The organism is Vibrio sp. SCSIO 43153 (assembly GCF_023716625.1).
Taxonomy (GTDB): Bacteria; Pseudomonadota; Gammaproteobacteria; order Enterobacterales; family Vibrionaceae; genus Vibrio; species Vibrio rotiferianus.
On the sequence record NZ_CP071855.1, the window covers coordinates 365952 to 392340 of the forward strand.

Below are 26389 nucleotides of genomic sequence, written 5' to 3' on the forward strand. Positions count from 1 at the left end.
TTAAAAGGAGTGATTAAGCCGCTTGCTGACCACCAAGGATGTTCAGAATCTCTTCTACATCGTTGGTGCTAGTTAGCTTCTCAATTGCCTCCGGCTCATCGAGCGCGTTTGTAATGGTGGTAATCACCTGGATGTGCTCATCGTTCTTAGCGGCAATGCCGATAACCAGTTTTGCTACATCATCGTCGTCTTCAGTAAATTGGATACCCGCAGGGTATTGGCAGATTACAATGCCTGTTTTCTTCACGCGGTCTTTCGCTTCTACGGTACCGTGAGGTACTGCGATAGATTCGCCTAGGTAAGTTGGAACCAACGCTTCACGTTCAAACATCGCGTCTACGTATTCTGGTTCTGCGTAGCCAAGTTCAACCAATTTGTTGCCTGCAAAGCGAATGGCTTCTTCTTTGTTGGCTGCTTTCAAACCTAGGTGAATGTTCTCACGTTGAATTTGGAATACAGATGGTTGCTGTGGTTCAAAGCTGTCGTCGTTCGCCGCCATTACCGACACTTTTACCATTTGGTCGTCATTGGCTGCGGATTGGTTTTGTGCTGCTAGTAGTTTGGTGACTAGCTGGTTGTACATTTCGCTGTCTAGGAAGTTCGTCAATGAAATGTGGTGTGCGTTCGGAGCATGCTTACGTGCACGATCCGTTAAGTCTTTATGAGTAATCACGATATCTGCACTCTCTGGTAAGCTGTTAATAGCAAGGTTGGTTACATGGATGTTCAGACCGGCGTCTTGAACCTTTTTGCGCAGCATGCTTGCACCCATTGCGCTTGAACCCATGCCCGCATCGCAAGCGACAATGATGCTTTGTACTGTCGCTAGGTCTACGTCACCTTTGCTTTGGCTGTTTACCACCGCATCGTTTTTAGATGCAGATTTCATGTCTTTCATTTGTGATGTTGCTTTTTCTAGTGCTGCTTCATCACCGTCTTCTTCTGTTGACGTTTGTGTCTTCATTAGCAGTGCTGCTACGGCGAATGACACGCCTGTTGCTGCTGCGATAGACGCTAGAACACCAACGATTGAGCCTTTCTGAGTCATCAACAAGATTGCAAAGATTGAACCTGGTGATGCTGGAGAAACGATACCTGCGTTAAAGATAGTTAGAACGAATACGCCAGTCATACCACCTGCGATAGCCGCAAGGATTAGGCGAGGGTTCATTAGGATGTATGGGAAGTAAATCTCGTGGATACCGCCGAAGAAGTGGATGATTGATGCACCACCTGCCGTTTGACGAGCCGTACCTTTACCAAACACCATGTAAGCTAACAGGATACCTAGACCAGGACCTGGGTTTGCTTCGATTAGGAAGAAGATCGATTGACCTGTCTCAGACGCTTGTTGGATACCTAGCGGAGAGAAGATACCGTGGTTGATCGCGTTGTTTAGGAACAGGATCTTCGCAGGTTCAACGAAGATTGAAGTTAGTGGTAGTAGGTGAGCAGAAACTAGGAAGTTAACGCCTGCCGCCAAGCCACCAGAAAGAATTTTTACGAATGGACCAATAAAGATGAAAGCAAGGATCGCACATAGCATGCCGATGATGCCCGCAGAGAAGTTGTTAACCAACATCTCGAAGCCACTTTTTACTTTACCATCGATGTAGTTATCGAATTTCTTGATAGCCCAGCCGCCCATTGGGCCGACCATCATTGCACCCATAAACATTGGGATGTCTGTACCGACAATCACACCCATTGTTGTGATTGCACCGACTACCGCACCACGATCGCCACCAACTAATTTACCACCGGTGTAACCGATAAGTAGTGGCAGCAAGTAGGTAATCATTGGGCCAACCATAGAAGCTAACGTTTCGTTTGGTAGCCATCCAGTTGGGATAAATAGAGCAGTGATAAAGCCCCACGCGATAAACGCGCCGATGTTTGGCATTACCATGTTTGACAGAAAACGACCAAAATTTTGTATCTTGATCTTGGCATCTGGTGATATCATAACAATTCCCCGTTCGATGTTCTGATGAATCTTGTTGTAGTAAACGGTTCGCCAAAACCGTTTGTTTGATTGCTTAGTACCCAATCAATTTACCACACATTTTCCAATTGGAACTGACAACGGGTTTTTCGTGATCTACGCCCGCATTTCTTAGGCTGAGAAACGGTTTTTAAGTGACCAAGTTCAACTTATTAACTTGTAACTTAATAACAAAAAGCCACTTTCAAATCTGTCAATAAAAATCTTAGTGATCAATTCGATCTTCTGACAAATTTAAAATCAAAATACTTTGTGACTTTGATCACTTTTGATTTCTTTTGAAATTCAAATTAAATAACAGTGACGATCAATGTCACATTTTGTGTTGGTTTGGTCTAGATATAAAGTGTGATCTGAGTCGTTTTTGGTGTTTTGTGAAAGTTTGCGACGGGATTGGTGTGATCAATGTCATTACGACTCTTCGATAGAATGTATTTATAATAGTCTTTTCGGCGTACTTCACGAAGTGCTCTTATCTAATTGATAGAAAAGTAAAAGAGAGTCGCCACACCGCTTTTATTGACTCACAACTCCCTTCTTACTCACTGCCCTTACTTATGGTTGCTATTAGCATGGTAGGTGAGGTATTCATGAGTTTGTTCGCGTCCCATATACCTTGCCAACGTCTTTTCTTGAACATCGCGCAAATCCACCGTAATCAACCCATCTAGAGCATTATTGAATGCAGGGTCGACATTGAAGCACACCAGTTTGCCATTGAGGCTTAAGTACTGACGCAGTAACACGGGCACACCTTTTCCTTCATCGATTCTGGCAATTACGCGTGATAGTAACTGTAAATCCCCCAGAGCTGTGAGCATGCTGGTGTTCCAGTCACGGTGGTGCTCAGGAAGTGGGTTAGAAGGCGTGACGTACTCTGCGCAATTGTTGTCGTAGTGGTGCAGCGTCATTGATTGAGCCAACAGTTGGCGTGCAGTATCGCTATAGTCGTTGCTAATGCTTACCGGGCCAAATAGGTGAGTGTAATCTGGGTTTTGATGCACGAAGGTTGCGATGCCTTTCCACAGCAGCAGCAGCGCGCTCATGCTCTTTTGATATTGCTGCGCAATCACTGAGCGCCCCATTTCGATGGATTTACCCATTTGGTCGATAAAGCGTTGGTCATAGTTAAACAACGTTCGTGAATACAGACCTGCTACGCCCCGCTTTTCAATCAGTTGCTCAACCAGACCTAAACGATACGCGCCCACCAAGCATTGGTTTTCTCTGTCCCACACAAACAGATGCAGGTAATCATGATCGAAATGGTCAATGTCTATTGCTAGTCCCGTCCCTTCACCAACCTGTCGAAAATTGAGCTCACGTAGGCGACCAATTTCATGCAGTAGGGAAGGGATATTCTGCGACTCCGTGCAGTAGACATCGAACTCACCACTTGTTAGCAGCTTGGACTCTTTTGGTAAGTTGTTCAGCTCTTCAAGCAATTCGCCTACGGGTAATTCTGCCGCTATTGGAGAGAGCCGTTCTGATGAGGAAGAGGGTTTCACCGATTGGGTTTCACGATTGAGTAAGTAAGTGTTGAGCCGCAAATAGTTCACCACTTGATCATCGTTAAGCGTGTTGAGCTCTTTGAATTTGATCGCTTGGCCAAAAGACAAGTTGATAGTTTGCGCCTGTTTGTTCAGCAGTTCTCGCCCGAGCAGTAGGGTACGCAAAAGAGGATGGATTTTCCCTGCCATATAGAAGCGTTTCGAGTTTTGACCACTGATGAATACTGGAACTGTTGTTGCTTTGTTTTTGCGGATCAGGCTGCTTACGCTTCGGCTCCACGATTTGTCTTCCAAGCGTTGCTGTTTGGCATCGACTAACTGGGACACTTCACCGGCAGGAAAGACAAGCAATAAGCCGCCATTTGCGAGGTGTTTATTGGCCGCTCTCAGGGCTTTCATATTCGATTTGACGGCGTCTTTACCTTCAAACACATCAACACCAATAAAGAGCTGATCTAACTCCGGCACGGTTTTAAGGTATTGATTGGCTAGGATCTGGATATCGTCTCTGACCATCAATAGCAGTTCAGCCAAGATCACGCCTTCCACACAGCCAAGCGGGTGGTTCGCCACAATGACGGTAGCACCTTGTTTAGGAACTGAATCGAGTGAACCATGGGCAATGCGATAGTCGATACCTAAGATATCCAGCGTGAAGCGAAGAAAAGTTTTGGTATCGGAATTAACGGGGCGTTGGGCGTAGAACTTATCAAGTTGGCTTAAACCGGTTGCCCATTCAGCAACGTTTTCACCAATGCCAAACGGCGTTCTACGTGGGAGACGAAAAGGGGTCGAACTATCCATATTTACCTCAGCGTACAAGTTGCTGATTGGATAGTAGAAATTACAGATGACAGTTAAGAGGCAAAAGCATGAGCCTTTGGTGACAAACCAATGAAGCTTTATTGACCAAAGGCATTGAGGCAAGAGTTACCAACGGTTGCGTTAGGTTTTATCCCCAGCAAACATTAAAAAACTCAGCGAGTTCAGCGTTTCACCCAGGCTTTCGAGAGAGCTCAATACCTGCTTGGTTGGCTCGTTGTCTAACAGAATACGCCCATCAAAGCCCTTACCTTCGCAATGTTCCTCAGTACAAGCAATCGCTGACTCGTCTAGAGCTGCGTTTTCGACAATTTGTTCTTCATTCATCTCTTCAGAGGCAATCTCGTCAGCACTCAGACAAGACGCAGAGACGAGTAGGCCACTGAGCAACACCATCAACTTTGTTTTTAACATAGTAATGAAACTCGAAAATAAAACGCTGTTCGATTTTATGTTATTGTGATCATCATTTCGAGTGATATGACACAAATTTAGCTTTCGATCGCTATTTTTTTGCCATTAGCGAGTTATCTTATCTACATGACAAATCGTTTTGTTTAATGAAATCAGGAGGATGAATGGAGCGCATTTCTAATAAGGCGTCTATATGGTTAGGGCTATGCTTAATTATAGGTTTGGGTACTCTAGGTTATTTTATCCAGCAGACCGCAGTTAAATACAGAACATATGAGCGAGTTGTTACTGTTAAAGGTCTATCTGAAAGAGAGTACCCAGCCGATACCGTAATTTGGCCAATCCAATTTACGGTAGCGAGTAATGATGTCGGTACCATGTTTGATGAAATTGATAAACAAACTAAGTTGGTTGTTAGCTACTTAACGAGTAAAGGGCTGGATAAAGGAAACATTTCATTTTCTTCTCCAAACGTATTTGACAAGAAAGCACAACAGTATGGGAGTGAGCAAGAAGCGGAGTTCCGCTACATTGCCTCTCAAACAGTGACGGTGTTTAGCCATGAAGTAGAGCTTGTAAGAGGCGCAATAACTGAGATTGGACAGCTAGGTAAACAAGGGATTTTGCTAAATCAAGACCCATACTCAAATCGCATTGAGTATAGCTTTACTAAGCTGAATGATATCAAGCCAGATATGATTGAAGAAGCGACCAAGAACGCTCGTGAAGTGGCAGAGAAGTTTGCCAAAGATTCAGAGAGCTCACTAGGAAAAATCAAACGTGCAACGCAAGGTCAGTTTTCGATCTATGACCGTGATAGCAATACGCCTTATATCAAGAAAGTACGTGTTGTTTCGACCGTTCAGTATTACCTCTCGGATTAGGCCTTTCGCTCCTTTCCTAGTTTTATACACTTACACAAAACCAGCGCTTATGTGCTGGTTTTTATATTTAGTTAATTGCACTTTGACTGATGGGCTCTTGTGGCTTTGTGCAAGCGATTTTTTATAAAACTAAGTTCTTATTTGTTTGTCGATGAAGTTGATAAAAGTCAATTCAGCGAGTGAATTAGAGGCGTAATTTTGAGCGCACTAATTAGCTAGAAGGAATTACTACGATGACATACAAATATTACCTCAGAGAGCTTGTTGGCTTAGCCATTGTTGTTTCTGTGGTGTTTGGAGTGTTGAGTGTTTTACTTGATTTATATGCGTTGATGGCATGGTGCGAACATCAAGACAGTATTGCTCATGTCTTTTTCCATGAATCATTCTACTTTATCGCTTTTCTTATCCCACCTTACTTCTTATGGAAGTTCATCAATCGCCCTGATTTGGTTTCAGCAGCGCAGCAGTACCAAGCGAGTAAGCTTGAGTTAGAACGCTCATTATAAAAGCGTTGTGGGCAGAAACGAGAAAGGCTCGTAGATTTCTCTACGAGCCTTTCAGAATATGGTGGCCCCTCCCAGACTTGAACTGGGGACCAATCGATTATGAGTCGACTGCTCTAACCACTGAGCTAAGGGGCCTTAATAGGTCAACGATTATAGGGGAAGCGTTGCAAGCTGTCTAGACACTAGGTAGGGCAATTGCGCTTAGTTTTTATTCACTTAGCTTCACGGATAATAAAAAAGGTGACACTCGGTCACCTTTTTTGCTTTTAATCGTTGCGATTACTCGTCTAGGAAGCTGCGCAGCGTTTCTGAGCGGCTTGGGTGACGTAGTTTACGTAGTGCTTTCGCTTCAATCTGACGAATACGTTCACGAGTAACGTCGAACTGTTTACCAACCTCTTCTAGAGTGTGGTCAGTGTTCATATCGATACCAAAACGCATGCGAAGTACTTTTGCTTCACGAGGAGTTAGGCCTGCAAGAACGTCTTTTGTTGCACCTTTCAAGCTGGTCATTGTTGCTGAGTCTACTGGTAGCTCAAGCGTTGTATCCTCGATAAAGTCACCTAGATGCGAATCTTCGTCGTCACCGATTGGTGTCTCCATTGAGATAGGCTCTTTAGCGATCTTCAGTACTTTACGGATCTTATCTTCTGGCATTTGCATACGCTCTGCCAGTTCTTCCGGTAGCGGCTCACGACCCATCTCTTGTAGCATTTGACGAGAAATACGGTTTAGCTTGTTGATCGTTTCGATCATGTGCACCGGGATACGAATTGTACGTGCTTGGTCTGCGATTGAACGAGTGATTGCCTGACGGATCCACCACGTTGCGTAAGTCGAGAACTTATAACCACGACGGTATTCGAACTTATCTACCGCTTTCATCAGACCAATGTTACCTTCTTGGATAAGATCCAAGAACTGTAGACCACGGTTGGTGTATTTCTTAGCGATAGAAATTACTAGACGTAAGTTCGCTTCAACCATCTCTTTCTTAGCACGGCGAGCTTTCGCTTCACCGATAGACATACGACGGCTGATGTCTTTGATGTTTTGTACTGTCAGAGAGGTTTCATTCTCAATCATCTTTAGTTTAGCGATTGAGCGGCGAATCTCTTCTTCGTTACGTTTAATCTTTTCAGCGTATGGCTTGTCAGAAGCTAAAACTTCATCTAGCCATGCATCTGTAGATTCATTACCAGTAAACAGTGCAATAAACGATTTCTTCGGCATTTTGCCGTATTCAACCGTTGACTTCATGATCAAGCGTTCTTGAGTACGAACACGATCCATAGAAGTACGCAGTTCGTTTACTAGGTGATCAAACTGTTTTGGTGTCAGACGGAATTCTTTGAATACGTCTAGCATCAACTCGTTTGCAACGGTCGCTTTCGGGCTTTCGTAGCCGTGTTCGTTGATTGCAAGTTGAAGGTTTTGGTATGTGCTGCGTAGCTGGTTGAATTTCTCAAGCGCTAGCTCAGGGTCGATACCTACATCTTCCTCTGCATCATCATCGCTATCGTCACCATCTTCGTCTTCATCAACGTCTTCATCATCTTCATCTTCTAGCTGAGATTCAGTTAGTTCAGAACCAATGTGCGTTGCTGTCGGAGCTGTCGTATCGTCAGCATCTGGATCGACAAAACCAGAGATTAGGTCAGTAAGACGTAATTCTTCTGCTTGTACTTTATCAAACTGCTCAAGGATGTATGGGATAGTGCCTGGGTATTCAGCAACAGACGATTGAACTTGGTTAATACCTTCTTCAATACGTTTTGCGATGTCGATTTCGCCTTCGCGAGTCAACAGCTCAACCGTACCCATTTCACGCATGTACATGCGCACTGGGTCAGTGGTTCGGCCGATTTCACTCTCTACGCTTGATAGCGCAGCAGCAGCAGCTTCAGCTGCATCTTCATCGGTAATGTTGTTGTCATCGTTCAGAGCTAGGTCATCAGCATCAGGAGCAGTTTCTACTACCTTGATACCCATGTCGTTAATCATCTGAATGATGTCTTCTACCTGTTCTGAATCTACGATTTCAGCAGGTAGGTGGTCATTTACTTCGGCGTAGGTCAGATAGCCTTGTTCCTTGCCTTTAATAACAAGTAATTTTAGCTGTGACTGCGGATTTTGATCCATAGACGGTATCCAACTTCGTAATCTGGTGAAGGAATCAGTATGCGAAATGCAAACCACTTACTATAACAAATTAAATTGTTGCTGACTAATTAAACAGGGTTACGCTTTTAAATCTAGCATAAGTGCTAGCAGCTCCCTTTTCTCTTCGGCTGATAAACCGACACTTCTTGCTTTGGCCTGCAGGTTTTCAATTTGCTTTTCTACGCACTGGGCAATTATTTTGTCCAGTGAGTCTAAAAATATTTCTTCTTGGTTGTCCTCATCAAGTGGGATATCCCAACTCGCGAGACGAGACAGAAGGGTCTCATTTTGGCTATTTCGCCAATGCTCTAATAATTGGCCTGTGTTGATATGGGGATGTGCCTGACATTTATCAAGTACATCAACAAATAAACTTAGGCCTGGTATGGATAAATCTCTCACTGAGGAAAGATCCGGTACCATTTGAGCATAGCTTGGATTCTGAATAAGTAGAGCGATTACCTCACGCATTGGAGTTCGTTTGATCTCTTTGTGCGGCTGAGGTCGAGTTTCGCTTGCTTTCTTACGTGGTTGGCGTAAACGGTTATCAAAACCCGTGCGCTCATCAAGCAATTTTTCGAGTAACTCCTGAAAGTATGGATCAGGAATCTTGTCGATCAAGGCGCTAGCATAGGCACGTAGTGCCGACTTACCTTCATTGTTGCCCAAGTTAATTTGGTGCAATTCAATCAAGTTATCAAATAAGTAGCTTGATAATGGAGTTGCTTGCTCAATTTGTTGCTCGAAGGCCTGTTTGCCATATTTGCGAACATAGCTATCTGGGTCTTCACCATCAGGTAAGAACAAGAACTTCAAGGTGTTACCCGTTTTTAGGTATTGAAGTGCATTTTCTAGCGCGCGCCATGCAGCTTCTTTACCTGCGCGGTCACCATCGTAGCAACACACTACGGTATTGGTCTGACGGAACAGCATTTGGATGTGATCGCCAGTTGTTGACGTGCCCAATGAAGCGACAGAGTAATCTACGCCATATTGCGCCAACGCGACAACATCCATATAACCTTCAACCACCAAAATTCGTGGTGGTTCACGATATGCTTGTAGTACTTCGTAAAGACCATAAAGCTCTTTACCTTTATGGAAGATAGGCGTTTCTGGTGAGTTCAGATATTTTGGTGTGCCGTCACCAAGTACGCGACCGCCAAATCCAATCACTCGACCACGGCGATCACGAATGGGGAACATGATACGACCACGGAAGCGGTCATAGCGGTTACCTTTGTCGTTCTCGATCAACATGCCGCCAGTCACAAGCATGTCTTGGTTGTCTTTGTTCTGACCAAAGTTTTTACGGACTAAGTCCCATTCATCCGCCACATAGCCGATGCCAAACTTCTGTACGATTTCACCCGACAAACCGCGGTCTTTTAGGTACTCAATCGCCACTTTACTTGTTGGCTGCTTGAGTTGGTTACGATAGAACTGAGCAATGCTGCCCATGATATCGTAGAGACTACGTTTTTCGCTGCTGCTGGCTTGTGGTCCTGAGTTAAATTGACCGCCACCACCACTGCGTTGTTCGCGTGGTACATCTAATCCGAGATAAGATGCCAGTTCTTCAATGGCTTCGACAAAGTCTAGGCGTTCGAACTCCATAATGAAGTCGATGGCATTGCCATGCACGCCACAACCAAAACAGTGATAAAACTGCTTTTCTTGGCTAACGCTGAATGACGGTGTCTTTTCGTTATGGAAAGGGCAGCAAGCGCCGTAGTTTTTGCCTTTTTTCTTAAGTTTCACGCGCGCGTCGATGATATCGACAATATCGAGTCGAGCTAGGAGGTCATCAATAAAACTGCGAGGGATGTGTCCAGCCATAAAACCTAACAAAAAAAGAAAATCATGATTGGTGTGAATGGGTTACAGAGAAAAGCATGTGTGCGGCTTTTTGTTATTCCATTCTGCCAGATACAAACAAGCCGTGCGTTCCAAAGGATAGCACGGCTTGCTGCAATTGGTGGGGTATTAAGCTAATTTAGCGCGAACTAAACCGCTTACTTTACCCATATCTGCACGCCCTTGAATTTGCGGTTTCAGAACGCCCATTACTTTGCCCATGTCTTGCATGCCAGCTGCGCCAGATTCAGCAACTGCGCTCTCAATAAGAGCTGCAACTTCTTCGTCTGTCAGTGGTTGAGGCATAAAGTCCTCAAGAACGGTAATTTCAGCTTGTTCCGCATCAGCAAGATCTTGACGACCTGCTGCTTCAAATTGCGTTACAGAGTCGCGACGTTGTTTAACCATCTTGGTCAACACAGCAAGAATGTCGTCGTCGCCCAGAGTAATCTGTTCGTCAACTTCACGTTGCTTAATTGCAGATAGAGCTAAACGAATAGTACCAAGGCGCAATTTATCCTTGGCTTTCATCGCTAATTTTTGCTCTTCTTTGAGTTTATCAATCAGAGCCATAACTAAATTCCTTTCCGGAGCTCAGTTATTAGTACAGGCGAACGCGACGAGCGTTTTCGCGAGCTAGCTTCTTAGCGTGACGCTTTTGAGCTGCTGCTTTAGCGCGTTTGCGAACTGTAGTTGGTTTTTCGTAGTGCTCACGACGACGCACTTCAGAAAGGATACCTGCTTTTTCGCAAGAGCGCTTGAAACGACGTAGAGCAACGTCGAACGGTTCGTTTTCACGTACTTTAACTACTGGCATATGCCTTTCACCTCAGGGGTTATTCGTTAACGCTGGAATTTAATGAACCAAATCACAATTGTTTGGTCAGTTACCAGCTTGATCAAAAATGGTGCGGAATTTTAATCCGATCAACACAGCTTTGTAAAGCGTTTTATCGCCTATTGTCTGTACAAAATTTGTTTGAAGCACCAAGGCAGGGTAATATGACGCCCAAATTTCCTCTATATAGAAAGCACACTGAGAAAACCATGCGCATTATTGGTATTGAAACCTCTTGTGACGAGACTGGCATCGCGATTTATGACGATGAGAAGGGTCTTTTATCACACAAGCTTTACAGCCAAGTAAAACTTCACGCAGATTACGGCGGCGTGGTGCCTGAGTTGGCTTCACGTGACCATGTTAAGAAAACCATTCCTCTTATTAAAGAGGCTCTGAAAGAAGCGAATCTGACTTCCAAAGACATCGACGGTGTTGCATACACGGCAGGTCCGGGTTTGGTAGGTGCATTGCTTGTCGGTGCCACTATCGGTCGCAGTATTGCTTATGCTTGGGGTGTGCCTGCGGTGCCTGTTCACCATATGGAAGGTCACCTACTGGCGCCTATGCTAGAAGATAACCCACCACCGTTCCCATTTGTGGCGGTATTGGTATCGGGTGGTCACTCAATGATGGTTGAAGTTAAAGGCATCGGCGAGTACAAAATCCTAGGCGAATCTATTGATGATGCGGCGGGTGAAGCATTCGATAAGACTGCGAAGCTAATGGGCTTGGATTACCCTGGTGGTCCACTGTTATCTAAGTTGGCTGAAAAAGGTACTCCGGGTCGCTTTAAATTCCCACGTCCAATGACGAATGTGCCAGGTTTGGACATGAGCTTCTCAGGTTTAAAAACTTTCACGGCAAACACGATTGCTGCAAACGGTGATGATGAACAAACTCGCGCTGATATCGCTTACGCATTCGAAGAAGCGGTATGTGCTACGCTGGCAATTAAATGTAAGCGCGCACTTGAGCAAACGGGTATGAAGCGCATTGTTATTGCTGGCGGTGTAAGTGCTAACCGTCGTCTGCGTGCTGAGCTTGAAAAACTGGCGAAGAAAGTTGGTGGTGAAGTTTACTACCCACGCACTGAGTTCTGTACGGACAATGGCGCGATGATCGCATACGCAGGTATGCAACGCCTGAAAAACGGTGAAGTGGCAGATATGTCGGTAGAAGCGCGTCCGCGTTGGCCTATCGACCAGCTTACGCCAATCGCGTAATCAAACTTCTACTGAAGGTTTGAAATATATTCAACACGATAAAGGTCTCTGCTCATCAGAGGCCTTTATTTTTAACTAGCTAATTGAAAGACCTTGTGTAATTGATTGTAAGAGCCTAACTGATGCGAGCAGTTTTGTTTCGTTTCAGTGATAGGATTGTGCCGAAGAATAATAAATGGATATAACAATGAATAAGTTTGAAATTGAAGCTCAGCAGCTTGCTTACCTAGATAAGGGCGAAGGTCCTGTATTGCTGTTTGGTCACAGCTACTTGTGGGATAACCAAATGTGGGCTCCACAGATTGAAGTGTTGAGCCAATCATATCGTTGTATCGTGCCTGATCTATGGGCGCATGGTGAGTCGGACGCCGCGCCTGCTTCGACACGATCTTTAGTAGATTACGCTCAACATATGCTGGCGTTGATGGATCATTTAGAGATCGAGCAGTTTTCTATTGTGGGCTTATCTGTGGGCGGTATGTGGGGGGCTGAGCTTACTGCTCAAGCACCGCAGCGCGTGAAATCACTAGTTTTGATGGATACATTCATTGGTCTAGAGCCAGAAGTGACGCACAAAAAGTACTTTGCAATGCTAGATACTATTAGCCAAGTTCAAGCCGTGCCAGCTCCGATTGTTGAAGTCGTAACACCGCTGTTCTTTGCCAACAATGCCGAGCAAGTGAATCCGGAGTTGGTGGCTTCATTCAAACAGAGCTTAGCAGCATTGCAAGGTGAGCGCGCAGTCGAAGTGGCTCGTGTTGGGCGTATGGTGTTTGGCCGTCGTGATGTGATTGAAGATTCTGAAATGTTCGCATTGCCAACTTTGATTGCGGTTGGTCGTGAGGATAAGCCACGTCCGGTCTTTGAATCTTACTTAATGAATGATTGCATTACGGGCAGTGAGTTAGTGGAGATTCCCGAAGCGGGGCATATTAGTTCTCTGGAGCAGCCAGCTTTTGTGAACCAAATGCTATTGAGCTTTTTAAACAAAGTACACGCATAGTTCAGCTATCAGCGGCTCAAGACGAAAAACTCGGCATTAGGCCGAGTTTTTTTCTGCTAATTTTTTCTCACCGATTTTAGGTTCTTCTCCTGACAAGAGGCGACGAATGTTCTGATGGTGCTTAAGTACGATTAAGCAACAGAGCATAGCTACGGGGAGAGTATATTGCGGTTTAAACATCCAAGCATAGAAGGGGGTTACCAATACCGTGACGAGAGCCGCCAGAGAAGAATAACGAAACAGAATGGCTACTGAGAGCCAAGTCAGCATCACGAGTCCTGTCAGATCTAAACCTATCGGGGCTATCGCACCAAGTGCTGTTGCGACGCCTTTTCCACCTTTAAAATGGAAGAAGATCGGATACATGTGACCAAGACACGCTGCAATAGCGACTACGCCAAGAATGATAGGATCGATACCAAGAAAGTAACCACTCCAGACGGGGATGGTACCTTTTAGCATATCACATAATAAAACTGCTGCTGCTGCTCCTTTACCTCCAATCCTTAATACATTGGTGGCTCCGGGGTTGTTTGACCCTACATCCCTTGGGTCTGGCAATTTAAGCAGACGACAAATCAGCACCGCACTAGAGATTGACCCCAGTAAATAGGCTGCCATCGTCATTATCAGTGCCAGTGCGTCCATAGAAGTCCTTGATGGATTGGAATTTAATGCTCATATCCCCGGTTGTTGGTATCATACCGCGAATTTACATATTGCAAAAATACTCTCTGCGATTGAACTTGCATTGTGCCATGTTCTGTATATAAAGAGTTCTCGCAGATAGCTAATTTTACGATCAAAACCCTTCAGTCGGGTATCCGACCTCTGCAATAAAGGACAGAAGATGGCTCTGGATAAAGTATTTATTGAACAGTTAGAAGTAATCACCACTATCGGTGTATATGATTGGGAGCAGCAGATTAAGCAAAAGTTGGTTCTCGATATCGAAATGGCACACGACAACAAACCGGCGGGCAAAAGTGATGATGTTCAAGATGCGTTAGATTACTCTCAAGTGAGTGAAGCGGTATTGAATCACATCGAAAATGGTCGCTTTTTGTTAGTTGAGCGTGTTGCAGAAGAGGTCGCAGAGCTAATTATGCAACGCTTCTCCGTGCCTTGGGTAAAAATTCGTTTGGCGAAACCAGGCGCAGTTCCTCAAGCTCGTGCTGTTGGTGTGGTCATTGAGCGAGGCGCCGCATGATAAAAACGTATATCGGCGTGGGCTCCAATATAGATAGAGAGCATCATGCGCATGTTGCTTATCAAGAGCTGCAAAAGTTAGGATTCGATCTTTGTGTGTCGCCGATATATGAATGCGAGCCAATCGGCTTTAGCAGTCAAAATTTCTACAACTTTGTAATTAGTTTTGTTACGGAGTTGTCACTCGAAGAGTTGAGTGTTCGTTTACGCGAGATTGAATTTAAGTGGGGACGTGAGGAAAATGCGCAGAAATATCAGGATCGAACCTTAGATCTCGATATAGTCCTATTCGGTGAGAGCATATCGCAGCAAAAGCCCGAGCTGCCGCGCAGTGACATCTACAAATATCCTTTTGTCACGAAGCCTTTATATGATCTCGAACCAAATTTAGTGATCCCCGGCGATGGACGAACAATCGCAGATATTTGGCAGACCATGAAGTCAGTATCTTCGCTTAAACCCGTTTCTTTTTCGCTTTAATTTTTGAGTTGTTTACATGAGTTACTTTGAAGCCTTTATTTTGGCTCTGATTCAGGGTCTGACAGAGTTTTTGCCAATTTCCAGCTCTGCTCACTTGATCCTGCCATCAGCCATTCTTGGTTGGGAAGACCAAGGCTTGGCATTTGATGTTGCCGTTCACGTTGGTACGTTGATGGCGGTGGTGATCTATTTCCGACAAGAAGTGATCACGCTTTTCCAAGCGCTATTTGCCTCGATCTTTAAAGGCGATCGCAGTAAAGAAGCAAAACTAGCATGGATGATCGTGATTGCGACGATCCCGGCGTGTGTGTTCGGTTTGCTGATGAAAGACATCATAGAGGTTTACCTTCGCAGTGCTTACGTTATTGCGACCACTACGATTATTTTCGGCCTGCTACTTTGGTGGGTGGATAAGAATGCCAAGTTGGTTGCCGATGAGTACCAAACAGGCTGGAAGAAAGCTCTATTTATTGGTATCTCACAAGCGCTGGCAATGATCCCTGGTACGTCACGCTCTGGTGCAACAATTACGGCTGCACTTTACTTAGGCTTCACTCGTGAAGCAGCGGCGCGTTTCTCATTCCTAATGTCTATTCCAATCATCACTTTGGCTGGTGGTTATCTAGGCATGAAGTTGGTGACCAGTGGTGAACCAGTACACATCGGTTTCTTGCTGACAGGTATCGTGACTTCATTTATCAGTGCCTACATCTGTATCCACTTCTTCTTGAAAATGATTTCACGTATGGGTATGACTCCATTTGTGATTTACCGTTTGATTCTAGGTTTCGGTCTGTTTGCGTTTCTGCTAACGGCTTAAATCCAATCCAAATGAAAACGCCCGCTTTCTATAGCGGGCGTTTTTGTTTGTTCGTTATGTACCTATCGGTCTATTTTCCTAGCGTTACCCTGACCGCTTCAATGCGACGTTTCTCTTGTTCATCGCGAATCGCTGGGCCTTTGAAGCCATCTTTGATAATCACTTGTACATCGACCGCCGCTGCGGCTTGGTAAGCTTGCATAAACAGCTGTGCTTGTGGGTAAGGCTGGTTTTCTAACCCTTTACGGCCAGCGTGGTCGGCTTGGCAGCAAATCAAGATATCTTGTAAGCGTTCGTACTTACGCCATACATCAAATTTGTTAAGAATCTTAATGATGGTTTGTGGTTTGAGTTCACCAGCACGATGGATATTCGAGTGCTGCTCACACACCATTAACGCTAAGTCGCGGAACTCATTCGGTACGCGTACACGATCACATAACTTTTTAATCAGCTTCAAGCCAGTGTGACAATGCATTTTATGGCTTGGCCACTCATTCTCTGGCGTCACACCTTTACCCAGATCATGTACTTGCGCTGCAAATCTGACTGGCAGCGAGTTACTGAGCTTTGCAGCTTGTTCTGCCACCATTAAGGTATGGATTCCAGTGTCGATTTCTGGATGCCATTTTTCAGGTTGAGGTACACCAAAAAGTGCATCAATTTCAGGCAATACGACTGCTAATGCACCGCACTCTTTAAGTACAGATAAGAATACATCTGGACGTGATGTAGAAAGCGACTTGTACCATTCTTGCCAAACACGTTCTGGTGTCAGCGTGCTCAGCTCACCAGATTCGGCCATTTCGCGCATAAGCTGCATAGTTTCATCTGCTACACTGAAATCTAAGTGCGCTAACTTAGCTGCAAAACGGGCTACGCGGAGGACACGAAGAGGATCTTCGCTAAATGCGTTAGAGACGTGCCGTAACAGTTTAGCCTGTAGATCTTGCTGGCCTCCGTAGGGATCGTAAAGTTTGCCGTTATCATCCATTGCCATGGCATTAATGGTGAGGTCTCGACGGATCAGATCATCTTCTAAGGTAACACTTTGATCAAAGAAACACTCAAAGCCAGTATAGCCAGAGCCTGACTTTCTCTCAGTTCTCGCAAGGGCGTGCTCTTCTTTACTTTTGGGGTGCAAGAACACAGGAAAGTCTTTACCTACTGCTGTATAACCTTGGCTGAGCATGATTTCTGGCGTTGCTCCAACCACAACCCAGTCTTTGTCATAGCTATCAATGCCAAGTAGATGATCTCGAACCGCACCGCCAACTAAATAAACTTGCACGCATTACCTCTTAATTTATTGATATGACGTTGGACATTGTAGCAAGCAATGGTAATTTGCATTACTCCTAAAAGAACTAAAACGAAGATGTCGAGTCTCTTTTAGGTCTATGAAGGAATTTCCCGATTCAATTACGGGAGGATTTTAGCTGGAGATCCTATGTATAAGGACTTTTTCGGGTTTGTTGAACTGCCATTTTCTATTGTTCCAAACTCGCGTTATCTGTATTTGAGTCAACGTCACAAAGAGGCCATTACGCATCTTCAGGCGGGGTTAGGAGATGGTGGTGGTTTTGCCATGCTAACCGGTGAGGTAGGAACAGGTAAAACCACGGTTGCAAAAGCCATGCTCGCCAACCTGAATGAGGACACTAAAGCAGGGTTAATCCTTAACCCGACGTTCTCAAGTCGAGACTTACTAGAGGCTATTTGTGACGAATTCAACGTTGCCTATCCGCAAGAAGCGACGCTTAAGCAGCTCAATCAAGCTATCTATGAATATTTGAAGCACAACCATAAATCTGGTTGGCAAACGCTACTAGTGATTGATGAAGCACAGCATTTAGCAGCAGATGTGCTTGAACAATTGCGTCTGTTGACCAATCTAGAAACGGATACTCGAAAACTACTTAAAGTACTTTTGGTCGGTCAGCCAGAGTTGCAACGCTTATTACAAACGACACAGCTACGTCAGCTTGCGCAGCGTATTACAGGTCGTTATCACTTGCTACCACTGGATGAAAAGGAAACCGCAGACTACATCACGTTCCGACTGCATACTGCTGGTGGTGATAAACAGTTGTTTGATCGCAGTTCGACCAAGTTGATTGCAAAATACAGTCACGGTATTCCGCGTCTGATAAACCTGATTTGTGATAAGTCCCTGAACATCAGTTACCACAAAGGTAGCGTGGGCGTGGATAAACAAACGGTGCATCAAGCTTGTGAAGAGGTGATGCAGTTCCAAGCAGAGATTTATCAGCAAGATAAACCGATTCGCCGCAGTTTTGAATGGCCTGCGTGGGGCTCTGCCGCCATCGGTGTATGTGCTGCAATTGGTATTGGTTGGGTAGTGACGCAAAACGTGCCTCTGAAGCCGAGCGTGGACCCTGTGGTTGCTGAAGTCGCACAGACCACCCCTCACGCCGCCGCGCCTGTCGTGTATGAGCAATTGACTAATGATCAGCGCGATACGTTGCTAGAGCAGACACAGTCGAACCTTGCGGTGAATGAGCTTTACAAGCTTTGGGGTTATCGTGCTTCAGTGCGTGATAATTTATGCTTGTCTGAACCTCAATCGACCATGCGCTGTGAGCGTAAAATGGCGACATGGCCTTTACTGGTGCAGCAAAATCGTCCGGTTATTTTGGAGTTGAACTACCAAGGTCAAGTTGGCTATGTGATTCTTTATGCGATTGGTGATGACAAAGTTGAAGTGCTTAATGGCACTCAACGCCTTCGTTTGCCAGTTTCATGGCTCAAGCCATTGTGGCAGGGCAATATCATCGAGCTATGGCAAGCTCCGCTGAAAGATACGCTGCGCATGGATATGCAAGGACCTGCGATTGAAGTACTAGACCAGCTTTTAGCTGAGGCTGTAAGTGAACAGCCTTTAGGCACTGATATCTTTAATAGCCAGCTCAAAGAGCGGGTTGAATTGTTCCAACGTTGGCAAGGGATTGGCGTTGATGGTATTGCGGGTCAACGTACATTGGATCGCTTACAACAGAGTGTGCAGTCTAATGCTCCGGTGTTAGAACTTATCAATAAGGAGGGAGCATAATGTCAGTAATGAAGCATGTCGGACTCTTCTTATTACCTGTTAGCCTTACTGCCGTTGGTGCTGCTTGGTATTTAGATTTGTTTTCGCAACCACCTGCGGTATCTGATGCGGTAGAGACTCGAGACCCGCAGACTATAGCGGATGTAACTCAAGTGAGTCCAAGATTTGAAAGTCTGAGTTACCCCCAAGAACAACAACTAGCGCAATTGCCTCGCGAATGGCCAACGGCAGAGTGGCCACAGAACATTGGTACATTTGTTGAAGAGGGGCTCGCTGATAATGATGTGGTACAAGGTGAGAGTGAGTTATTAGCTTCGTCTATGCGTACGGAACAAACGAGCCCAACCATTCAGAGTCAAGATGATCTTGGACTATCACTTGATGATTTGGATTTGTCCTCACTATCTCCGGATTTGGCAATGAAAGTCGAAAACGCCTTGGCGAATAATCAGCAGCAAGCAATCACACAAGATGTTGCGGTTAATGACTTAGAGCGAGATGCTCAACAATGGCGTGGACGTCTTCCTGCCCTAAATCTTCAAACTCACATGTATTCCAGTGATACTCAGCGACGCTGGGTGAAGATCAATAATGTAGAGTACCACCAAGGTGATGTTGTTGATGGGCAAGTCACGCTAAAAGAAATTCAACCTCAAGCCGTCATTGTTGAGTTCCAAGGTGAACAGATTCGTATTCCGGCTCTGTATGAGTGGCAAGGTTAGTTTGGTACTTAAAACGAAAAAAGCCAGTCTAGTCGACTGGCTTTTATTTTATCTAAATAGGATGTTCTATGCCCAACCTGCTGGCGATTTCTTTCTACGTGGCATCACGTGAGGCAGAATCAAACCAAACAGAAGGCCAATACCAGCTACACCACCACCGTAAGTGAAATACTTAAGCAGCATGTCATCTTTCTGTGTATCTAGTTTTGCACGAAGTTCGCGGTTTTCAGTTTGTGCCGACGTTAGTTGGTCACTGATCTCTGAGTATTTTTTCTCTAGATCAGAGATCTGTTGATTGCGAGTTTCTAGTGACGTGACTAGACCTGCTTTTTCAGTATCTGAATTCTGACGTGCGTTTGCTAGTTGTTCTTTTACTTCTTTCAACTCTTTTTCAACACGAGGTAGGCGAATAGCCATGCTCTCTTGGTTGGTCACGAACTTGCTTTGCACCCAACCAGTACGGCCGCGTGAGTCACGAACCTGGGTGTAACCCGTGTCTTTATTTGTTTGAAGAAGTTGTACTTTAGAGCCTGCGTTAACACTACCCATAATGCGGTAGGTGTTGTTTGGACCAGAGTGCATAAAAGTGAATAGGTCATCAGAAATATAACGGTCTGCCGCTAGTGCCGCTGGCGCTGCTAGCAAAGTAAACAAAACCGTGATGATTAGTTTTTTCACAGTAAATCCCTTAACGATTTTCTTGGATACAGCTTTGGCACCGAATTATTGGAGCCGGAAATAGACGAATATTATGCAGTTTCAAACGTTGGTGCAACAAAGAAGGGAGGCAAAGCCTCCCTTTCTGTGCGTTTGAGTCAATAATGACAATACGCTAACAATCTATAGACTCGTGGTTCTTACGAGAATGCCGCTTGCAAACCGTAGAAGAATACCACCGCCAATAGTGCACCTGCTGGCAGTGTAACAATCCATGATGCCACGATGTTACGAACCACGCCTAGGTTAAGTGCTGCGATACCGCGAGCGAAACCAACACCTAGAACCGCACCAACCAGTGTTTGTGTGGTAGAGATAGGTAGGCCAGTACCTGACGCTAGAACTACTGTACATGCTGTTGCTAACTGAGCAGCAAAGCCACGGCTTGGTGTTAGTTCAGTGATACCTGTACCAACCGTCGCCATTACTTTGTGACCGAGTGTTGCAAGACCAACCACGATACCGAAACCACCTAGAGGAAGAATCCACCATGCGATTGTGCTTTTCGCTGTTACTTCACCCATGTGTTCAACAGTTGAAACAACCGCTGATAGTGGGCCGATCGCGTTCGCTACGTCGTTAGAGCCGTGAGCGAATGCCATCGCACACGCTGTGATAACCATTAGTACGCTGAAGATGCCTTCAACGCCAGCAAAGCTGCGGTCTTCTTCACGGTTTGCGAATTTCTTCTGAATGTAGATGTAGCCGCCTACCATTACTAGTGCAGAAACCGCTGCAGCCCACATCCATGCTTCACCATTGCTTAGGTGTAGACCTACGTGCTTCAGACCTTTCTTGATAGTTACTAGTGCAATCACCATGGTAGTGATGAACATGTAAACTGGAACGAAACGTTTTGCGTTGAATAGTGGGTTCTCAGTATCAAAGATCAGACGCTGTGCGCTGACAAAGATAACGTAAGCAAAGAAGCCTGAGATAACCGGAGTAATGATCCAGCTACCGACAATCCCTTGAACACTGCCCCAGTCAACCGCTTCTGTACCTACAGATACACACGCAAAACCGATGATTGCACCGATGATTGAGTGAGTAGTTGATACAGGCCAGCCCATGTAAGAAGCAAGTAGAAGCCAAGTACCAGCCGCAAGAAGCGCTGACATCATGCCGTAGACAAGAATATCAGGTTGGCTAGCAAATAGAGATGTTTCGATAACACCTTTACGGATAGTGTCGGTTACTTCACCGCCTGCAAGGTATGCACCCGCAAATTCAAAGATCATCGCAATGATGATGGCTTGTTTTACGGTTAGCGCTTTTGAACCTACAGATGTACCCATAGCATTAGCAACGTCGTTCGCGCCAATACCAATCGCCATCATGAAACCAAAAATCGCTGCAACAATAATCAGGACAGTGCCGTAGTTCGCAAGGATATCCATCGTAATACCTAGTTGTTTTATAACAAGCGGAACAAAATTTTACGCGCGTCAGACCAGAAGACGATGAATATTGTCATCGTCCACCTGACTCGCGTTAATAATGCTCTTCGTTATGTCGTTAACTTATGTTTTAAGATCGAGATAGCATGACTTCCAAACGAGCACCTACGCGCTGCGCTTGGTCGGCAATACCACCTACCCATTCAAGAATCTTGTACAAGAACATGACATCGATAGGATTCATGCTAGATTCAATCGTCATTAGCTGTTGACGAAGTTCAATCTGCATTGCATCGGTATCATCTTCAATAACGTCCAACTGATGAATCATTTCAGCAACGAGCGTTACTTCGCGGCCTTTGAAGCCGGTCTCTAGGAGTTCATCAAGTTCGTTGATTACTTTTTGCGCTTGATCAGCCGCATCAAGACAACGTTGAACGTATGCGAGGAAGTTTGGTTGGAGAACCTCAGGAATGACAAGTTGACGACCATATACACGGCCAGCAATGTCTTTTGCCAAGTTCGCAAGTTTGTCTTGTTGAGTCAGAAGCTCAAGCATGTCAGTACGATCGACTGGCATGAACAAACCGCGAGGCAGTTTTAGACGGATTTCACGTTTCAGCACGTCCGCTTCTTTCTCTAGATGAGAAATTTGAGAACGGATCTCAGATGCTTTTTCCCAGTCACCCTTTGAAGAGACTTCAAAGAACTTAACTAGGTGTGAACAACATTCGTTGACACACACAACGTGGCGCTGCAAAGGCTTAATTGGGGACTTTGCAAATAACCCCATAATTGTATTTACTGGCATGGTCATTCAACCTAATAGCTATAACCTTAAAAAAACATACACCATTTCTTGGCGAAATGTTGAACGATGGCTATAAAGGCGCGCATGTTAACGCATTAAATCGCTCATTAAAACTGTTTTAGATCATCATTCGGGTGATATTTCTTTCTTGCCGTGTGAGAAATTAGGCAATATCCTGTTTCTATCTGCTTTGAAAGGTATAGCTATGGAAACCGAGATAGAACTGAAGTTTTTTGTTTCTCCTGAATTTTCAGAAACTTTAAGAGCTAAAATTTCTGAAACAAAAGTACTTCAGCACAGTAGTCGTGACTTGGGTAACACCTATTTTGATACCGCTGACAAATGGCTAAGAAAGCACGACATTGGTTTAAGAATTCGCCGTTTTGATGATGTTTTTGTCCAGACTGTAAAAACAGCAGGACGCGTTGTAGCGGGCCTTCACCAAAGACCAGAATACAATGCCGAGCACACCAGTAATGAGCCAGACCTCACGCTTCATCCTTCTGACATTTGGCCAGCAGGTAAAGATGTCACAACACTGCAAGCGGAATTGACGCCTCTATTCTCTACTAACTTCACACGTGAACAATGGCTGATTGGCATGCCTGATGGCAGCCAAATCGAAGTTGCCTTCGACCAAGGAGCTGTGATTGCTCAAGGTACGGACGGAGAAGAAAAGCAAGACCCTATCTGTGAAGTTGAGCTTGAGCTGAAATCTGGCCAGACAGACGCACTATTTACCCTTGCTCGCAGTTTGTGCGAAGCGGGTGGTATGCGCCTTGGTAATCTAAGCAAAGCTGCGAAGGGTTACCGATTAGCGAGTGGCTACGCGGGTGATGAAGTAAAACCGCTAGCACTGGTCGACAGCAGTAAAAACGACACCGTGGAATACTGCCTGATTAACTCGTTAGAGCATGCACTATCGCATTGGCATTATCACGAGCAAATCTTTACCGAACGTGATTGTGTCGAATCTCTGCGAGAAATCGTCAATGCGATTCGCTTTATCCGCCAAACCTTCACTATTTTTGGCAGTATGGTACCGCGCCGAGCAAGTGCAATTCTGCGCCAAGAAATGAAGTGGTTAGAAGAAGAGCTTGAGTGGCTAGATGAACACGCACACTTAGAAGAGCTGCTAGATGATAAAGGCAACGTGCTGCGTAAACTGGACGCGCGTAAGTTCCTTGTATCCGAGCTGACTCAACAATTGGGTGAGTTACCAAGCCGTGAAGAAGTGTTAGAGCTACTGAGCTCGGCACGTTACACCGGTTTGCTATTGGACTTAAGCCGTTGGATCTTAACGCGTGGCTGGCAGCCATTCTTAGATGATAAAGCGCGTGAGAAGATGTCGAGTAATATCCAACCTTTCTCAGTGAAGCAACTGGATCGTACATGGGCGGAGTTGATGGAAGCGTTCCCTGCGGAGCGTGAGCTATCCGCTCAAGAGTATGTGGATCAGCGCTACCGTTTACTGCGTAACTTGTATACAGGTATTGGATTTGCGAGCTTATATGATGCAGAAGAGCGTAATACGTTCCGTCTTCCTTGGGCTGACTTGGTTCATGGCATCGATGATTTGCTAATGCTGAACCATCTACTCCCTTTAGTCGGTATGCTAGAAGGGGAAGAACAAGAGCAATTAGAACGCTGGTTGCACCGTCAGGAGCGTTCAATCTTACATGCAATGGATCAGACTCGCGCTATCGGTGTTGAAGTCGAGCCATACTGGCAAGAATAGCAACGAAAATAGGACCGCAAGGTCCTATTTTTTTGCCTGTTGTTTCTGATCATGCAGTTCATCTTCTATAGATTGCAGTCGATTTAAGATCTGTTCCTGTCTATCTAATACCTGTTCTAACAGCTTTTCTTTATTTTTCGAGCGATGGTCTTGCTGTCTGGTTGGCGCGGTAAGAATCGACGTAATCAAACCAGAAATCATACCGAAAATGCCGACACCACAAATGATGATCAGCACAGCAAGCAATTTTCCACCTGTTGTAACGGGATAATGATCGCCATAACCGACGGTTGAGATGGTAACAAATGCCCACCATAAAGCGTCTGTGCCTGTCTGGATGTTGGCGTCTGGATTTTTACCTTCAATAAACAGCATGGCGCTAGAACCAAGGGTTATCAGAACCACCATCAATAATAAAATCGAGGCTAAAGTGGTCTCTCTGCGGTTATTCTTGAGCTGATAAAGAATGAACTTTGATGATCTAAGTACCAAAATTACGCGCAAAATATGAAACAGCCTAGCAAAGCGAAGAGGCTCAATCATTGGGATGCTTGCCACAAAGTCGATCCAGTGGTGTTTGAAATATGACCAACGATCTGTGGCTCGGATCAAATCTATGGTGAGCTGTAATAGAAAAATACTACAGATTATAAAATCGAGACCGATAAGAACTTGACGGGTTTCATGTGTAATCGGCAAAAATAGTAAGCCTGAGATCACAAATAGCGCCATAAATGACAGGATCAGTGACAGCAGGCTCATCGGTTTAGTGCTGTCTTTGGTATTATTGCTTTTCATACGAAGCTCGAAATAAATAGCACAACTGTGACTATAAGTTGGCGAAATATAAAGACTATATAAGACTCGGTGGAGAACTGACAATGGAAAAGCTGGCATTCAAGCCATGGGAAAGGGTAATTTCCGATATTAAGCTCGTTCCGAAAATGGTCATGCTGATGGTATTTAGTACCGTCTTAATCGTGGCGAAACAACTTTGGGATGCGAGTACCTTCTACGATTCACTACTCGCGGCAACACAGAATGAACAAGTTGCCCAACAACATTATGAAGCTTACTTAACACAAGTTGCATGGCAAACTGCATTACTCATTGCGGTATTTGTTGTACTACTTCTAGCAGCAGCACGCGTGATGTTGCGTCAGACGCAGTATTTGAATGATGCGATTAAACTCATGGCTAGCAAAGATCTTTCCGTACCTTTCGGGATGGACTGTAAAGATGAATATGGTGACGTTGCGCGTGAACTGGAGAAAACTCGTCGCCAACTACACGACGTAATTCAAATGCAGATTAATGCATCCGATGAGCTTGCAACGCTCACTGAAGTGATGACTTTGAGCATGTCCGAAACGAAAGAGTCGGCACAAGAAGAGTTTAACGAAATAGACCAACTTGCCACGGCAATGAGTGAGATGTCTTCGACGGTCCAAACCGTTGCAGATCACGCTCAAACGGCTTCTTCCCTCACGGAACAAGCATCAACGCAAGCGATAACAGGCCAGCAGTTCCTACAAAACACTATGTCCAAGATGAGCGAACTGTCTTCAGACATTGCTTCTTCGGCAAGTGCGGTAAATCAAGTCGAAGAGCGTGTGGATGCGATCGGCAGTGTCGTGGGCACTATTCAAGGCATTTCAGAGCAAACTAACTTACTAGCACTAAATGCAGCGATTGAAGCGGCACGTGCTGGTGAAGCGGGTCGAGGCTTTGCGGTCGTTGCGGATGAGGTTCGTAACCTTGCACAGCGTACTCAACAAGCGACAGTAGAAATTCAAGAAATGATCACTCAGCTTCAAGCGAGCGCTACTTCAGCGGTTGAGCTGATGGAGAAGAGTGTGGTTGAAGCCGCTGAAGGTGTTGAACTGGTATCGAATGCTGGCTCTGAGCTAGATGGTATCGTCGGCCAAGTCACGCAAATCAACGATATGAATTTCCAGATTGCGACTGCGTCGGGTCAGCAAAGCAGCGTGGCAGAAGAGATGAGCCAGAACCTAACCAACGTTCGTGAGCTTGTAGAAGCTTCCGTCGTGGTGGTTACAGAGCTTCTTGAAACTTCTGAAATGATGCAAGGCAATGCCGAAGAGTTAGACAAGAAGATTAAATCTTTCCAGGTCTAAAGGCTGACAAGCTTTGATAAAACGCCCACAAACCTTTTGTGGGCGTTTT

General features: G+C 45.2%; 24 protein-coding genes and 1 tRNA gene. 11 read left to right on the plus strand and 14 right to left on the minus strand.

From position 1 onward, the window contains the following. Positions 1–13: 13 nt before the first annotated feature. The 3 genes from J4N37_RS01745 to J4N37_RS01755 form a co-directional block, all read right to left on the minus strand. Positions 14–1966 carry a PTS mannitol transporter subunit IICBA gene (locus J4N37_RS01745; RefSeq protein ID WP_252041553.1) on the minus strand — a complete coding sequence of 651 codons (1953 nt, stop codon included), beginning with the start codon at positions 1964–1966 and terminating at the stop codon, positions 14–16. Positions 1967–2556: 590 nt separating this feature from the next. Further along, positions 2557–4320 (minus strand): bifunctional lysophospholipid acyltransferase family protein/GNAT family N-acetyltransferase, encoded by a 1764-nt coding sequence (locus J4N37_RS01750; RefSeq protein ID WP_252041554.1) that lies wholly within the window; start codon positions 4318–4320, stop codon positions 2557–2559. Between the two features lie 141 nt (positions 4321–4461). Continuing rightward, positions 4462–4752, minus strand: coding sequence for a hypothetical protein (locus J4N37_RS01755; RefSeq protein ID WP_171356718.1), 291 nt, complete (start codon positions 4750–4752; stop codon positions 4462–4464). A 164-nt stretch (positions 4753–4916) separates the two neighbouring features. Between J4N37_RS01755 and J4N37_RS01760 the strand changes: the two genes are divergently transcribed. After that, positions 4917–5636, plus strand: a complete 720-nt coding sequence (locus tag J4N37_RS01760; protein ID WP_038885799.1) for an SIMPL domain-containing protein — start codon at positions 4917–4919, stop codon at positions 5634–5636. A 233-nt stretch (positions 5637–5869) separates the two neighbouring features. Further along, positions 5870–6145, plus strand: coding sequence for a D-fructose-6-phosphate amidotransferase (locus tag J4N37_RS01765; protein ID WP_088881351.1), 276 nt, complete (start codon positions 5870–5872; stop codon positions 6143–6145). Positions 6146–6204: 59 nt separating this feature from the next. On the opposite strand, the gene J4N37_RS01770 is transcribed toward J4N37_RS01765, so the two are convergent. The 5 genes from J4N37_RS01770 to rpsU all read right to left on the minus strand — a co-directional run bounded on the left by J4N37_RS01770 (position 6205) and on the right by rpsU (position 10982). Further along, positions 6205–6280: transfer RNA gene (locus J4N37_RS01770), tRNA-Ile, on the minus strand. 144 nt (positions 6281–6424) lie between these two features. After that, a complete protein-coding gene (gene rpoD / locus J4N37_RS01775) occupies positions 6425–8287 on the minus strand; it encodes an RNA polymerase sigma factor RpoD (RefSeq protein WP_010445683.1) in 1863 nt (620 codons plus the stop codon). A gap of 99 nt (positions 8288–8386) precedes the next feature. Continuing rightward, on the minus strand, positions 8387–10147 hold the full coding sequence (gene dnaG, locus J4N37_RS01780; RefSeq protein ID WP_252041555.1) for a DNA primase: 1761 nt from the start codon (positions 10145–10147) through the stop codon (positions 8387–8389). 147 nt (positions 10148–10294) lie between these two features. Continuing rightward, complete coding sequence (locus J4N37_RS01785; protein ID WP_005450424.1) at positions 10295–10738, minus strand: GatB/YqeY domain-containing protein; 444 nt, start codon at positions 10736–10738, stop codon at positions 10295–10297. Between the two features lie 28 nt (positions 10739–10766). Next, on the minus strand, positions 10767–10982 hold the full coding sequence (rpsU, locus tag J4N37_RS01790) for a 30S ribosomal protein S21 (RefSeq protein WP_001145625.1): 216 nt from the start codon (positions 10980–10982) through the stop codon (positions 10767–10769). 230 nt (positions 10983–11212) lie between these two features. Between rpsU and tsaD the strand changes: the two genes are divergently transcribed. After that, on the plus strand, positions 11213–12229 hold the full coding sequence (gene tsaD, locus J4N37_RS01795; RefSeq protein ID WP_005450422.1) for a tRNA (adenosine(37)-N6)-threonylcarbamoyltransferase complex transferase subunit TsaD: 1017 nt from the start codon (positions 11213–11215) through the stop codon (positions 12227–12229). Between the two features lie 187 nt (positions 12230–12416). Then, a complete protein-coding gene (locus tag J4N37_RS01800; RefSeq protein WP_252041556.1) occupies positions 12417–13232 on the plus strand; it encodes an alpha/beta fold hydrolase in 816 nt (271 codons plus the stop codon). Between the two features lie 36 nt (positions 13233–13268). Here J4N37_RS01800 and plsY read toward each other — a convergent pair whose 3' ends face one another. Next, a complete protein-coding gene (gene plsY / locus J4N37_RS01805; RefSeq protein WP_010445793.1) occupies positions 13269–13880 on the minus strand; it encodes a glycerol-3-phosphate 1-O-acyltransferase PlsY in 612 nt (203 codons plus the stop codon). A gap of 202 nt (positions 13881–14082) precedes the next feature. Here plsY and folB point away from each other — a divergent pair, with 202 nt between their 5' ends. From folB to J4N37_RS01820, 3 genes are read left to right on the plus strand one after another with little or no spacing between them, the layout of a single operon-like run. Then, a complete protein-coding gene (gene folB / locus J4N37_RS01810; protein ID WP_045386484.1) occupies positions 14083–14442 on the plus strand; it encodes a bifunctional dihydroneopterin aldolase/7,8-dihydroneopterin epimerase in 360 nt (119 codons plus the stop codon). Next, positions 14439–14921, plus strand: coding sequence for a 2-amino-4-hydroxy-6-hydroxymethyldihydropteridine diphosphokinase (gene folK / locus J4N37_RS01815; RefSeq protein WP_038885791.1), 483 nt, complete (start codon positions 14439–14441; stop codon positions 14919–14921). The genes folB and folK overlap by 4 nt, the downstream gene beginning before the upstream one ends. Before the next feature lie 16 nt (positions 14922–14937). Continuing rightward, positions 14938–15741: an undecaprenyl-diphosphate phosphatase gene (locus J4N37_RS01820; protein ID WP_038885790.1), complete on the plus strand. Its 804-nt coding sequence runs from the start codon at positions 14938–14940 to the stop codon at positions 15739–15741. A gap of 70 nt (positions 15742–15811) precedes the next feature. Here J4N37_RS01820 and J4N37_RS01825 read toward each other — a convergent pair whose 3' ends face one another. Further along, positions 15812–17032 (minus strand): multifunctional CCA addition/repair protein, encoded by a 1221-nt coding sequence (locus J4N37_RS01825; protein WP_252041558.1) that lies wholly within the window; start codon positions 17030–17032, stop codon positions 15812–15814. A 159-nt stretch (positions 17033–17191) separates the two neighbouring features. On the opposite strand from J4N37_RS01825, the gene J4N37_RS01830 reads away from it, so the two are divergent. After that, the gene (locus tag J4N37_RS01830) at positions 17192–18814 is read left to right on the plus strand and encodes an ExeA family protein (RefSeq protein ID WP_252041559.1); all 1623 of its coding nucleotides are present in this window, start codon (positions 17192–17194) and stop codon (positions 18812–18814) included. Beyond that, complete coding sequence (locus J4N37_RS01835; RefSeq protein ID WP_038885786.1) at positions 18814–19536, plus strand: general secretion pathway protein GspB; 723 nt, start codon at positions 18814–18816, stop codon at positions 19534–19536. The genes J4N37_RS01830 and J4N37_RS01835 overlap by 1 nt, the downstream gene beginning before the upstream one ends. Before the next feature lie 66 nt (positions 19537–19602). On the opposite strand, the gene J4N37_RS01840 is transcribed toward J4N37_RS01835, so the two are convergent. The 3 genes from J4N37_RS01840 to J4N37_RS01850 all read right to left on the minus strand — a co-directional run bounded on the left by J4N37_RS01840 (position 19603) and on the right by J4N37_RS01850 (position 22464). Next, on the minus strand, positions 19603–20214 hold the full coding sequence (locus tag J4N37_RS01840; RefSeq protein WP_010445800.1) for a TIGR04211 family SH3 domain-containing protein: 612 nt from the start codon (positions 20212–20214) through the stop codon (positions 19603–19605). A gap of 179 nt (positions 20215–20393) precedes the next feature. Next, a complete protein-coding gene (locus J4N37_RS01845; RefSeq protein WP_045386495.1) occupies positions 20394–21653 on the minus strand; it encodes an inorganic phosphate transporter in 1260 nt (419 codons plus the stop codon). Positions 21654–21783: 130 nt separating this feature from the next. Next, entirely contained in the window at positions 21784–22464 is a 681-nt protein-coding gene (locus J4N37_RS01850; RefSeq protein ID WP_010445801.1) for a TIGR00153 family protein, read from the minus strand. Between the two features lie 205 nt (positions 22465–22669). On the opposite strand from J4N37_RS01850, the gene J4N37_RS01855 reads away from it, so the two are divergent. After that, positions 22670–24202: a CYTH and CHAD domain-containing protein gene (locus tag J4N37_RS01855; RefSeq protein WP_010445802.1), complete on the plus strand. Its 1533-nt coding sequence runs from the start codon at positions 22670–22672 to the stop codon at positions 24200–24202. Between the two features lie 24 nt (positions 24203–24226). Here the strand turns inward: J4N37_RS01855 and J4N37_RS01860 are convergent, their stop codons facing one another. Beyond that, positions 24227–25000 carry an ion transporter gene (locus J4N37_RS01860; RefSeq protein WP_010445803.1) on the minus strand — a complete coding sequence of 258 codons (774 nt, stop codon included), beginning with the start codon at positions 24998–25000 and terminating at the stop codon, positions 24227–24229. A gap of 83 nt (positions 25001–25083) precedes the next feature. Here J4N37_RS01860 and J4N37_RS01865 point away from each other — a divergent pair, with 83 nt between their 5' ends. Then, a complete protein-coding gene (locus tag J4N37_RS01865) occupies positions 25084–26340 on the plus strand; it encodes a methyl-accepting chemotaxis protein (protein WP_252041560.1) in 1257 nt (418 codons plus the stop codon). Positions 26341–26389: the final 49 nt, after the last annotated feature.